Source organism: Hymenobacter plasmatis (assembly GCF_020711255.1).
GTDB lineage: Bacteria > Bacteroidota > Bacteroidia > Cytophagales > Hymenobacteraceae > Hymenobacter.
The window spans coordinates 73264-85814 of the sequence record NZ_JAJFAW010000006.1 but is presented as its reverse complement, the minus strand read 5'-3'; the positions used below and the strand labels follow the sequence as shown (position 1 = coordinate 85814).

General features: G+C 58.3%; 10 protein-coding genes. 6 read left to right on the top strand and 4 right to left on the bottom strand.

Annotated elements, in window-relative coordinates; all coding sequences use genetic code 11:
• Positions 1 to 46: 46 nt before the first annotated feature.
• The gene (priA, locus tag LJ738_RS06120; protein WP_227785427.1) at positions 47 to 2590 is read left to right on the top strand and encodes a replication restart helicase PriA; all 2544 of its coding nucleotides are present in this window, start codon (positions 47 to 49) and stop codon (positions 2588 to 2590) included.
• A gap of 77 nt (positions 2591 to 2667) precedes the next feature.
• Here priA and LJ738_RS06115 read toward each other — a convergent pair whose 3' ends face one another.
• Positions 2668 to 3270 carry a hypothetical protein gene (locus LJ738_RS06115; protein ID WP_227785426.1) on the bottom strand — a complete coding sequence of 201 codons (603 nt, stop codon included), beginning with the start codon at positions 3268 to 3270 and terminating at the stop codon, positions 2668 to 2670.
• A 206-nt stretch (positions 3271 to 3476) separates the two neighbouring features.
• Here LJ738_RS06115 and LJ738_RS06110 point away from each other — a divergent pair, with 206 nt between their 5' ends.
• The 3 genes from LJ738_RS06110 to LJ738_RS06100 all read left to right on the top strand — a co-directional run bounded on the left by LJ738_RS06110 (position 3477) and on the right by LJ738_RS06100 (position 5983).
• Positions 3477 to 4280: a class I SAM-dependent methyltransferase gene (locus tag LJ738_RS06110; RefSeq protein ID WP_317206786.1), complete on the top strand. Its 804-nt coding sequence runs from the start codon at positions 3477 to 3479 to the stop codon at positions 4278 to 4280.
• Positions 4281 to 4314: 34 nt separating this feature from the next.
• On the top strand, positions 4315 to 5577 hold the full coding sequence (locus LJ738_RS06105) for an S-adenosylmethionine:tRNA ribosyltransferase-isomerase (RefSeq protein WP_227785425.1): 1263 nt from the start codon (positions 4315 to 4317) through the stop codon (positions 5575 to 5577).
• A gap of 82 nt (positions 5578 to 5659) precedes the next feature.
• Entirely contained in the window at positions 5660 to 5983 is a 324-nt protein-coding gene (locus tag LJ738_RS06100) for a hypothetical protein (protein ID WP_227785424.1), read from the top strand.
• A gap of 64 nt (positions 5984 to 6047) precedes the next feature.
• Here LJ738_RS06100 and LJ738_RS06095 read toward each other — a convergent pair whose 3' ends face one another.
• The gene (locus tag LJ738_RS06095) at positions 6048 to 6296 is read right to left on the bottom strand and encodes a hypothetical protein (RefSeq protein WP_227785423.1); all 249 of its coding nucleotides are present in this window, start codon (positions 6294 to 6296) and stop codon (positions 6048 to 6050) included.
• 146 nt (positions 6297 to 6442) lie between these two features.
• On the opposite strand from LJ738_RS06095, the gene LJ738_RS06090 reads away from it, so the two are divergent.
• Both LJ738_RS06090 and LJ738_RS06085 read left to right on the top strand, forming a co-directional pair.
• Positions 6443 to 6910, top strand: coding sequence for a hypothetical protein (locus LJ738_RS06090; RefSeq protein WP_227785422.1), 468 nt, complete (start codon positions 6443 to 6445; stop codon positions 6908 to 6910).
• Between the two features lie 118 nt (positions 6911 to 7028).
• A complete protein-coding gene (locus LJ738_RS06085; protein ID WP_227785421.1) occupies positions 7029 to 7937 on the top strand; it encodes a prohibitin family protein in 909 nt (302 codons plus the stop codon).
• A gap of 83 nt (positions 7938 to 8020) precedes the next feature.
• On the opposite strand, the gene LJ738_RS06080 is transcribed toward LJ738_RS06085, so the two are convergent.
• Entirely contained in the window at positions 8021 to 9382 is a 1362-nt protein-coding gene (locus tag LJ738_RS06080) for a RagB/SusD family nutrient uptake outer membrane protein (protein ID WP_227785420.1), read from the bottom strand.
• Between the two features lie 50 nt (positions 9383 to 9432).
• Entirely contained in the window at positions 9433 to 12537 is a 3105-nt protein-coding gene (locus LJ738_RS06075; RefSeq protein WP_227785419.1) for a SusC/RagA family TonB-linked outer membrane protein, read from the bottom strand.
• Between the last annotated feature and the right edge of the window lie 14 nt (positions 12538 to 12551).

Genomic DNA, 12551 nt, shown 5'->3' with positions numbered 1-12551 from the left:
CTACCGTCGTGCTATCTTTACTATCCGCCCCTACCCTATTGCTGTTTTGAGTCTCGCTCTCGATTTTATTTCCCCTGCCGCTGCCCCCGCAGCCGACCGGGTTACGCTATTTGCCGACGTTATTCTGCCCTTGCCGCTGCCCCGGCTCTACACCTACCGGGTGCCGTTTGAGCTCAACGACAACGTGGTGATTGGGGGGCGGGTGATTGTGCAGTTTGGGGCCAAAAAGACGCTCAGCTGCATCGTGGCGGCCGTGCACGAAACCCCGCCGGCCAACTACCAGGCCAAGTACATCCTCGAATTCATCGACGATGCTCCCGTGGTGACCCAGCCCCAACTCAAGCTTTTCCGCTGGATGGCCGACTACTACATGTGCACCATCGGCGAGGTGATAAACGCGGCCCTGCCCTCAGCGCTCAAGCTCAGCTCCGAGTCGCGCATTCAGCTCCACCCGGCCTTTTCGCGGGAGGAAAACGAGTACCCGCTTACTCCACAGGAAGAGCTGATTGTGGACGCGCTGGGCAGCACCGAAGAAGGCAAGGCCCTGACCTTTACCGAAGTCGGCGACCTGCTGGGCATCACCTCCTTTCATAAGGTGATAAAGTCCCTGATGCACAAGGACGTTATCTTCCTCTTTGAGCATACCGCCGACAAGTACGCGCCCAAAGTGGTGAAGAAAGTGCGCCTAGCGCACCATTTTGTCTCGGAGGCTTCCATTGAGCAGCTGTTCAATAGCCTGTCCAGCAAGCCCAAGCAGCTCGATGTGCTGATGAAGTACCTGCAGCGGGTGCCGGTGTACCAGAACGAGCATTCTAACCAGAACGGCATCGAAAAAGCGGCGCTCACCAGCAGCCCGCACCTTTCGGCTTCGGCAGTGAACACGCTCATCAAAAACGGTGTGCTGGAGCAGTTCGACGTCATTGTGTCGCGCTTTCCGCTGGAGGATGAGCCCACGGCCCAGCTCCACTTCACCCTGACCGAGGCCCAAACCACGGCGCGGGATGAAATAATGGCCCACTTCGGCGAGAAGGAAATTACGCTCCTCCACGGCGTGACCGGCGCCGGCAAAACCGAGATTTACATCGACCTCATCCGCAAGGCGCTTGAGGGCGGCGGGCAGGTGCTGTACCTGCTGCCCGAAATTGCCCTCACGGCCCAGATTGTAGGCCGGCTACTGCGCGTGTTTGGCTCAAGATTGGGCGTGTACCACTCCAAGTTCTCCGATAACGAGCGGGTGGAAGTGTGGAACGGTGTGCTCTCCGGCCGCTTCCAGGTGGTGGTAGGCGTGCGCTCGGCGGTGTTTCTGCCGTTCGACAACCTCGCGCTCATCATTGTGGACGAGGAGCACGAGTCCTCTTACAAGCAGTACGAGCCTGCCCCGCGCTACAACGCCCGCGAAGTTGCCCTCATGATGGCCCACTTCCAGGGTGCCAAGACCTTGCTGGGCTCGGCCACGCCGGCCGTGGAGACTTACTACCAGGCCAAGCAAGGCCGCTACGGGCTGGTGTCGCTCACCAAGCGCTTTGGCGAGGCCGGCATGCCCGATATTGAGCTGGTAGATACCCGCAAGGCCCGCGAGAAAAAGACCATGCACAACCACTTCACGGCCGAGCTGCTGGGCGAAGTAGAGCGCACCCTGGGCCGGCAAGAGCAGGTGATTCTGTTCCAGAACAGGCGCGGCTATGCGCCCGTGGTGGCCTGCCAGGACTGCGGCTGGATACCCAAATGCACCAACTGCGCCGTGAGCCTGAGCTACCACAAGCACAGCCATGAGCTGCGCTGCCACTACTGCGGCTACCACGACTCCATGGTGACGCAGTGCCCCGCCTGCGGCTCCCGCGCCGTGAAAACCCAGGGCTTCGGCACCGAGAAGATTGAGGACGACCTGAAAATCATGCTGCCCCAGGCCAGCATTCAGCGCATGGACCTGGACACCACCCGCGCCAAAAACAGCTACCAGCAAATCATCGCTGACTTCGAGAAGCAGGCCACCAACGTGCTGGTGGGCACCCAGATGGTAACCAAAGGCCTCGACTTTGCCAACGTGAGCCTGGTGGGCATCATCAACGCCGACAGCATCATCCATTACCCCGACTTCCGGGCTCACGAGCGGGCCTACCAGATGTTTGTGCAGGTGAGCGGCCGGGCCGGGCGCAAGGGCAAGAAAGGCAAGGTGCTCATCCAGACCTCCGACCCCACGCAGGTGATTTTCGACAAGGTGATTCGCAACGATTACGTGGAGTTTTACAACTATGAAATCGTGCAGCGCCACGAGCACGGCTACCCGCCCTTCATGCGCGTCATTAAGATGACGGTGAAGCACGTTGAGCAGGGCCTGGGGGAGCAGGCGGCCATTTTGCTCACGCAGGAGCTGGTAGACCGCCTGGGCCGCGCCGCCGTGCTGGGGCCCGAGGCGCCGTACATCTTCCGCATTCGCAATTTCTACCTGCAGGAAATCACCATCAAGCTCGACCGTGCCCACACCGCCCTGAAATGGGCCAAAGAGCAGATTTGCGCGGCCATGGACGTAGTGAAGGACCAGAAAGAGTTCAAGCAAGCCCGCTTGGTGGCCGACGTCGACCCTATGTAAACTCCGTTTTAGCTCAACGCAAAAGCCCCGACTACACGAGTAGTCGGGGCCTTTTGCGTTGAGCTAAAATGTTGGGCCTACAAGTTGTCCAGCAGCCAGAGGACAAGGAATATCACACCTATGAGGGCAATGATGGTACCAATCAGAGGGCTAAAGATGCCGACAATCAGACCAATCAGCACCAGAATAATGCCGGTGCGGAGGTTACCGCTGATGGCGCTGGTCTTGGTAGTAGAAGCCGTGTTGTCGTGCTGGCGCATTGTGGTCGACTTCTGCATGAGCTTATCCACCTTGCGGGTCACTTTATTCAAAGCGAAACGCTGCATAGCGTTGAGCTTGGGAGCAGTGGTAGCCACGGCCTGATTGGTTTGGGCAGCTACTGCAGCAGCTGGGGCAGCGGCTACTTTCTTGGCGGCTGCTTCGGGCTTGGCAGCAGGCGCTGGGGCGGTGGCTGGTGCGGCAGCTACCGTTTCCGTAGCTACTGCTTCGGGCGTGGCGGCGGGCATTACGGCGGCGGTTGCTTCTGGCTGGGCGGGTACTGGCGTAGCGGTGCGGTTTACGCCGTGGTACGAGCCACCTTTGGGCAGCATGGCGTATTCGGCACGGCTGCAGCTACCCAGGGTCAGGGCGCAGGCAGCTACGGCAATAAGTTTGGCGAAGGGAGGAAAAGTGTTTTTCATGGGTATGAGGGTAAGAGAAAGAGGAAATGCTCGTTCTACGGTCAAAAGTACATGCAGGTGGTACTCCCCAGCTATTTTCTTATTTCAGAAATCAGGTATTGATTTTAAGCAACGAGCCGCCCCGGCAGCCGACGGAATAAACTTGGGCTGAACGCTCTGGCTCATGTAGCTGTTGACTACCCCGAATGTGCTTACTTGCGGATTGTATGAAGTTCTATTTCCCAGTCTGGCATCGGACTTTGAGTGTAGTTGGCGTAAGCAGCAGCCTTGGCTTGCTGGTATGGGGCTGCACGCAAATTCCCGCCGAAACGCGGCCCTCGCTCGCTGCTGAAAAGCGCATGCAAGCGGCTGTGCTAGCCGATACCACCGGCTACGAGGTGGCTTCCCCGCGCGACCCCAACGGCATCGGCACGTACTACATGGGCCGCCAGATAGCCCACGTAATGGGCCACGAGGGCGCCGATTGGCTGGAGCGCAGCGGCCGCCGCCAGGAAGAAGGCACCGACATCCTGATACGGGAACTGAAGCTAAAACCCACCGACGTGGTGGCCGATATTGGGGCCGGCACGGGCTTTTTCTCGTTTCAGCTAGCCAAAAAGGTACCCAAGGGCCGGGTCTTGGCCGTCGACATCCAGCCGGAAATGATAGCCTCCCTGCAGGCCAGCAAGCGCAAGCTCAACGTGCCCAACGTGCGCCCCGTGCTGGGCACCACCACCAACCCGGCCCTGCCGGCCGACAGCGTGGACCTGGTGCTCATCGTGGATGCCTACCACGAGTTTGACCACCCGCGCGAGATGGGCCGGGCTATTCGGCGCGCGCTGCGCCCGGTTACGGGCCGGCTGGCGTTGGTTGAGTACCGGGCCGAGGACGTGAACGTGCCCATCAAGCGCATCCATAAGATGAGCGTGGAGCAGGCCCGCAAGGAAATGGCCGCCGTGGGCCTCGAGTTTGTGGAAACCGTAGAGAGCCTGCCGCAGCAGCATTTGCTGTTGTTCCGTCGGGCAAATTAGGCGCCTTTAGCCGGCCTGCGCGACCTTTGTGGCCATGACCAACCCCCACCCACGCGACCTTTCCATTCACGATTTCACCTACCCGCTGCCGGCAGACCGCATTGCCGCCGAGCCCCTGGCCGACCGCGCCGCCAGCCGGCTGCTGGTCAGCCGCCACGGCCAGCTTTCTGACAAGCACTTTCGCGACCTGCCCCATGAGCTGCCAGCCGGTTCGTTGTTAATATTCAACGATACCCGCGTAGTGCGGGCACGGCTGCTGGCCCGGCGGCCCACCGGGGGACAAGTTGAGCTGTTTTGCCTCGAGCCCGTGGCCCCGCACCGCAGCTTGGAGCTAGCCCTGCAGCAAACCGGCCACTGCACTTGGCGCTGCCTAGTGGGCAACGGCCGCCGCTGGAAGGAAGGCCCCGTGACCCTGGAATTTGAAACCGCCGACGGCCAGACCGCCACGCTTTGGGCCGAGCGCCAGGCCCAGGAAGGCGGTACGGCGCTGATAGATTTTCGCTGGGAGCCCGGCAGCCTGCCCTTTGCCGAAGTGTTGCGGGCGGGCGGCCACTTGCCCCTGCCCCCCTACCTCGGCCGCACCGATACCCCGGCCGATGCCATTCGCTACCAAACGGTGTACGCGGCTGCCGAGGGCGCCGTGGCGGCTCCCACCGCCGGGCTGCACTTCACCCCCGAGCTGCTAGCCGAACTGCGCGATAAGGGCTTCGAAACCGGCCACGTGACGCTGCACATAGGGGCCGGCACATTCCAGCCGGTGAAGGCCGACCACATGGCCGACCACCCCATGCACACCGAGCCGATTTTGGTCACGGCTGCGTTGCTGCGGCAGCTGCTGGCCCACCGGCCCCGCCCGGTGTTGGCCGTGGGCACCACCAGCCTGCGCACCCTCGAAAGCCTGTACTGGCTGGGCGTGGGCTTGCTGCAGGCACCCCAGGCAGACGAAAAGGAGCTTGCCGTAACGCAATGGCAGCCCTACGATATGGCACAAGCGGCCGCCGGCACCAGCCCCGAAATGGCGCTTGAGGCACTGCTTCGCTACCTCGAGGCAACCGGCGCCGATACCCTGCAGGCCTCTACCCGGCTGCTTATTGCGCCGGGTTATCAGTTCCGCCTGGTCGATGGGCTTATTACGAATTTTCACCAGCCGGAGAGCACGCTCCTGCTATTGGTGGCCGCCTTGCTGGGGCCCGGCTGGCGCGACGTCTACGAGCACGCGTTGAGCCATGGCTACCGGTTTCTGAGCTACGGCGACAGCTCGCTGCTGCTACCTGGCACGGTAATGGAGGGCAAATAAATAGTACAATGGACCAGGGCTGAAAACATATGCTCCGGTGCTGCGTACAATCCCCGACTTTACCTTAAAAAAAGCCCTTCCTATGAAAAAGACCCTCATGTTGCTCGCCGGCTTGGCCCTTGCTACCACTGCTGCCAACGCCCAAGACGTGACTCCCGCCAACCCCAAGACCGAAGTAAAGGTGCGGGACAATGGCACTGAAAAAGTTGTAGTAAAGACCGGCAAAACCAACGTTGGTGCAGCCATCGATAATACCAAGGATGCTGCTGGCAATGTGGCCCACAAAACCGGCCACGTCCTGAAGCGCGGCGCCCAGAAAACCGGCCACGCAGTAAAGCGCGGCGCTCAAAAGACGAGCGGTGCCGTGAAGAAAACCACCAAAAAAGTAGAAGCTAAGACCGAGTAGGTTTCTCTTGAAACCTGTTTACAAAAAAGCCCCGGCAGCAATGTCGGGGCTTTTTTGTGCTCAATTACTTCCAAAACGTACTGTAAGAAGGCTGCTCCTGTAGCTCATGCCGCATGCGCTCCAGTACGCCGCGGCCGAATAAGCTGACCCCGGCATTGAGGACGACCAGGGCAGCAGTGCCGGCCGCTACCCATTTCGCGGTGGGAACCTTTTGGTCTTTGAGGTGGCCAGCCCAGGGCACCATGCTGGCGCCGGCCCCAATGGTGAGCAGGCCCAGCGGGGCAAACAGCAGCCATTTGCTTTTGTGGGTCATCGCTAAAAAATAAAGTGTGAGGGGTGATGTAATGCAAGCAGCACAAGCACGATTAATGATGTGGCTTTGCTCCCGCGCGTACCTTGCGGCTTTCTGCTTACGCACCGCACCCAGCCGTGTTACGGCATCAAAGCCAGCCTTCTCCCATGAGTCCTTACGAACAACTTCTGCACCTCGCCTTCACGGCCCCCAACGACGTGAAGTACTACCTCACCCCCACCACCCTGCGGGCCTATGACAAATTGCGCGCCGCGCCTACCGCCGAGCTCCCCTTCCGCTTCGAGCAAGTGCGGCTGGGCGTGGCCATGAGCCTGCTCAAGCTGGTATCGGAGCTGGGCGAGCACGACGAAAGCCGCCAAGTGCTGGATGTATTGCACCGCGCCCTGAGCGAAGCCCGCTCGCCCGAAGACATTGACCGCATTGTGGGCCGCGAAGCCCGCCTCTTCGACCGGCTCTACGAGAACCTGTACGTGAACGAGGAAGGCGAAGAGCTGCTCAACCTCTTCGGCCGCACCCTCGACGCCGACGCCCCCGAGCTGCTCGAAGAGGTAGCCCAAGAGGGCGTAGACCTGGCACGCACCCTCGATTTCAGCACCGATGAAGACGAAGAATAAGGCCCTGCGGCCCTAATTCGAACTACGTGCTTCTCTAAAAGTGAGGTAGGCCCGCGGGCTTACTTCACCCGGGCAACCGCTCACACTCCCATCACCTTGCTCACTCATAGCCCCACCCATGACACTTTTTGTACTCGGTTTTATTATCCTGATTCTGGGCTTGAACGCCTCCCGATTTGAGCGCCTGGAGCCTTTGCGCGGCGGCCTCATCTTTCTGGGCGGTGCTTTTCTAGTGCTCGGGTTGGCCCTGAGCACGGTGGTGCAGATTGGGGTGGGCCAAGTGGGCGTCCAAACGCTGTTTGGGCAGGTGCAGCCGCGCGTGCTGCAGCCCGGCCTTAGCGTAGTTAACCCGCTGGTCGACATAACCAGGTTCGATACCCGCACGCAGAATTACACCATGTCGGCCCAGCACGGCGAGGGCGCACAAGCCGGCGACGATGCCATCCGGGTGCTTTCGGCCGACGGCCTCGAGGTAGTTATCGACCTCACAGTGCTCTACCACGTGGTTCCGACCCAGGCGCCCCGCATCCTGGCGACCATCGGTGAGGATTACCAGGATAAAATAGTGCGGGCCATTTCGCGCACCCGCATTCGAGACAACGCCGTTTACTACGATGCTGTGGCCCTCTACTCCACCCGCCGCGAGGAATTCCAGACCCGGATTCTTAACTCCATAGAGAAAGACTTCCGTACCAGCGGCCTGCAACTCGACCAATTGCTCATTCGCAACATCCAGTTGCCGCAATCGGTGAAGGCCAGCATCGAGAGCAAAATCTCGGCCGAGCAGGACGCCCAGAAAATGCAGTTCGTGCTGCAGAAGGAAAAGCAGGAGGCCGAGCGCAAGCGCGTCGAAGCCCAGGGCATCGCTGACTACCAGCGCATTGTAAACACCGAGCTCAGCGACAAGCTGCTCCAGTACGAAACCATCAAAGCCAACCAAGCCATTGCCACCTCGCCGAATGCCAAGGTCATTATCATGGGCAATGGGCGCGGCAGTGGGCCGCAGTTGATGCTCGGCGAGAAGTAAGTACAACTTCAGCCAATAAAAAAGGGCCCTAGGTAACTAGGGCCCTTTTTTATTGGGACAAACTGGTTTTACAAATAGGCAGCCTATTTATAACCTTCGTTTTGCTCCAGGTTTGGGTTCACGTTGATTTCGCGCAAAGGAATAGGGAATATCAAGCGTGTCGAATTCCAAGGCAGAACTTCCCCCTTGGGGTCGGTTACTGACTCTTTGTTACGCTTGACATCAGCCAGGCGGAAGCCTTCGAAAGCCAGCTCTAGCTTGCGCTCCAGCAGTATTGCCGGCAAGGTCAAGGTGACTAGTGGGGCGAGGCCAGCGCGGGCACGCACGCGGTTGACGTCGGCAAGGGGCGTGGCGCCGACTACCGTGCCAGCACGGAAGTTTGCCTCGGCCCGGGTAAGCAACATTTCCGCCAAACGAATGACCTTGATGTTGCCATAAAGCTCATCAAACTTGTTGCTGTACCGCTGGCCACTGCTTACCGTAAATAGCTTGCGCCGGTCATCGGTAAGGGAGTATTGAGCTAAGTGCTTGTCTTCAACGTCAACATCACCGCGGCGGTTTGCCGAGTAAAAAGTGTTCAGCTCGTTGCTGCCACTCTGAGCCGAAATCTGAATTGCGAAGATGTCTTCCGCAGTATTAGAAGAGCCCGAGTGAAACTCACCGGCATAGCTGGGCGTGAGGGTGTAGTTGCCCGCAATGGCACGGTTGGCAGCGGCGGCAGCCAAAGGAAACTGCGCTTGCTGCAGGTACACCCGTGAAAGCATACCCGCTGCAGCGTAGGTATTGGCAAAGAAAGCTCCTGCCGCCGAGGTAGCTTTCATCTTCGTCTCGGCAGTGGTAAGGTCGGTTATTACCTGAGCATATACTTCAGCTACCGTGTTACGCTTTACCTGAGCGGTAGCATCGAGCACCTTTGTAGGAGTCAGCACCAGCGGTACCCCGGGGTTGGTACTGGGGCTGCCATCGTTCCAATCTTTGGCATAGAGCTTCACCAGCTCAAAGTACATGGCCCCACGAATGAACCGGGCTTCGCCTTCCACGCGGTCCTTCTTGGCTTGGGTATCGAGTTTATCAATGTTAGCCAACACGTTATTGGTGCGGTTGATAACGTTGTATGCATTCGTCCACATGTTCTGCACAAAGCTGTTATCCTTTAGGATGGCCTTGCGACTAATTTGAATGGGCTGGGTGTACGTGCCAACGAAAGATATTTCGCCGTTGTCGGCGAGCAAGTCCGACATCAGCTGGAAGTAGCCGCCGTAGGCTTCATCGTTTTGAAGGCCCGTGTAACAACCCACTAGGGCAGCCTCTACATCCGACGAGGTTTTGAGGGCATCATCGGCGCTTACGTTGTTGACAGGAGTTATGTCAAGCTTTTTATCACAGCTGGTCAGGGAGCCTGCAAGAAGCAAGGCTGTGGCCACCGCATATACTGTTTTTTTCATGTGAGTAGTAAATCAGATGAGGAAAAGACTACCTCTAAATAGCGCAGCTTTTAAAAGCCTACATTAACACCGAACGTAATAGTTCGGGGCTGGGGCGCTGTGTAGAAGTCGATGCCTTGGTTGATGTTGCTCTGGGTGGTAGTGCCAGCGAGGTAATCGGTGTTAACTTCCGGGTCCCAGCCCTTGTACTTGGTGATGGTAACGAGGTTGAGTGCCTGTACATACACCCGAACGGTTTGTAAATAGCCCTTCTTTACCAAAGTACCTGGCAGGTTGTATCCGAGGGTAATGGTACGCAGACGGCCATAGGAGCCATCGCGCACAAAGCGGGAAGAATTGCCAGTGCCGTTGCCACTCAGGTATTCTGCTTTAGGCACATCCGTAATGTCGCCCGGCTTGCGCCAGCGGTTCAGCTGGTCGCGGGTCTGGTTATCCGGGCCATTGTTGAAGGCAACTGAATAGAAAGGTGCGCCGGCATCATAAATTTTATTGCCAAACACCCCAATAAAGGTGGCGCTCAAGTCGATGCCTTTGTAGGTGATGGTATTAGTCAAGCCACCAGTCCAGCGAGCATTAGGGTCACCCACTGGTACCAACTGTGCTTCGTTGATATCATTGGTGGTGCTGGTGCTGTGGTCGATGGTTCCGGTACCGGTTCCATCCTCATTCGCCTTGTTGCGATAGTACAACGCATCGCCATTGGCGGGGTCAACCCCAGCGTATTCAGCACCGAAGAAGGTGCCAATAGGATAACCTTCCTGAGCCCGGCTCAGGAAGCTCCCCAGAATGGGCTGACCTTGCAAGAAGGTGATTTTGTTGTAGTTGCGAGACGCGTTTACGGTAGTGGTCCAGGTGAAGTCTCCCACGAAATTGCGGGTGGTCAGCGCGAGCTCAACCCCTTTGTTCTGCAGGGTACCCACGTTCTGGAACTGGGTGGTAAAGCCCGTGGTGCCGGGTACAGGAGCATTAAGGGCTAGGTCGGTGGTGCGCTTGAGGTACACGTCTACCTCGCCACTGATGCGGTTGTCCAGGAAGCCATATTCCAAGCCAGCGTCGGCCTGGGTCGTCGATTCCCATTTCAGGTTTGGGTTTGCAATCTGCAGCGGGCGCTGGCCCGGCACGCCCACGTAGCCCGAAGTACCCGAATACAGGCCCAGGTAAGCAAAATCGGGGAAGCCCTGGTTGCCGGTACGTCCGATGCTAACGCGGGGCTTAAGGAAGCTCAGCACCTTTTGGTTCTTGAGGAAGCTTTCTTCCGTTACTACCCAGCCCAGCGAGGCAGCTGGGAAGAAGCCATACTGCTTGTTAGGGCCAAAGCGCGACGAGCCGTCGATTCGGGCACTCAGACCGAGCAAGTACTTGCTGGCAAAATTGTAGTTGAGACGGGCAAAATACGACAATAGAGAGTTGCCGGTACCCGACGAACTGCCCGATGTGAATGTAGCTGCGTTCGAAATGGTGCGGTAGGCATCGCTGGCGAATTGCGTACCCGTTGTGCTGGTATAGTTCTGCTTGCGCTCCTCGTAGGATGTACCGAGCGTGGCCTCAAATGAGTGCTGCTCGGCCACGGTCTTATTATAAGAGAAGAAGTTGTTGGTGATGAAGCGGCCGCTTGTGGTGTGAGCGCTAAAGCCAAAACCGTTGGTAGGGCCAGAGTTGCGCGAGGTCACCCGTGCCAGATATTGGTCTTCGTCCTGGTTGAGCAGGTCAAGCCCAAGCTCGGAGCGGAACGACAGGCCTGGCAGCAGCTCAAGCTGGCCAAATACGTTGCCCAAGGCGCGGTAGCTAAATGCTGTATAGGTAGCCGCGTTATTGCGCAGGCCCAGCAGCGGGTTGTAGTAGAAAGGAAAGTTAGTGTTCGGATTGCCCGTAGCTGGGTCAAGGGCGCCGCTAGTCAGGCCCGTGCGCGGGTCGATGGCTGGCGTAATTGGAGCCAAAGCGACTGCCTGCAGCGGGGTGCTGAAGAGGTTGTCGTTGGGCAGGCGGTTGTTTTTAGTGCGCGAGAGCGAAACGTTGGCTCCGAGAATGAGCCGGTCGTTGGCTTTGTGGTCTACATTCAGGCGGGAAGCGATACGCTCCAGCTTGTTGCCCAGCAAAATGCCTTCCTGGGTATTGTATTGACCGGAGAGAAAGAACTTGGTTTTTTCGGTACCGCCGCTAACGTTCAAGTCGTACTGGCTGAAATTGCCTTTCCGGAAAACCTGGTCCTGCCAGTCCGTGTCCACATTATAGTTAGCATCTACGTCCACGCCAGCGGCGTACCCTTTAAAGCGGGCAGCATTGCTGGCGTCCGAACGGCCCGAGTTCTTCAGGGCTTCCGTAAAGAGCTCTACATACTCTTTCGAGTTCAAAAACTCACGGCGATGCGTGGCTTGGCTGGTACCAATCTGGTAGCCCAGGTTGAAGCGCGTGGCTCCCGCCTTGCCGCGCTTGGTAGTGATAAGCACCACACCATTGGAAGCACGCGAGCCGTAAATGGCCGAAGCCGCTGCGTCCTTCAAAATAGAAATGCTTTCTATATCATTAGGGTTGATATCTGCCAAGGGGTTCGTCTGGGCACTCGTAGAGGAAAAGTTATCCGTCTGAACCGGAATATTATCAATTACATAAAGCGGCTGCGTGTCGCCGCTTACCGAGGAGGTACCGCGTACCCGCACTTTAATGGCTTGCCCAAGCTTGCCGCTAGAGCTTTCAATGACAACGCCGGCAGCCTTGCCCTGAATGGCTTGCTCAAAAGTCTGCACCGGAGCATTGGCAATGTCTTTGGTCGTTAGGCTCGATACTGAGCCCGTCAGGTCTGCCTTCTGCTGCGTGCCGTAGCCCACCACCACCGCCTCGCTGAGCTCCGTAGCCGAAGCGGCTAGCGTTACGCTGATGTTGCTCTGACTGCCAACGGCAACCGTTTGCGAGGTGTAACCCACTGAGCTAATTACCAAAGAAGCGTTGGGCTGCACGGTGAGGCTAAAGGAGCCGTCGGCGCCTGAGCTGGTGCCGTTGGTGGTGCCGCGCTCGAGTATCGTGGCGCCGGGCAGGCCGCCGCCATCAGAGCTTAATACGCGGCCGCTTATGGCTTGCTGCGCCCAGGCGGGCATCGCAAACAGGCAAATCGCCAGCAGCGAGAAGAGTTTGAGATGAGTGAGTAAGTTGAACTTCATGGGAGAAAAAGATT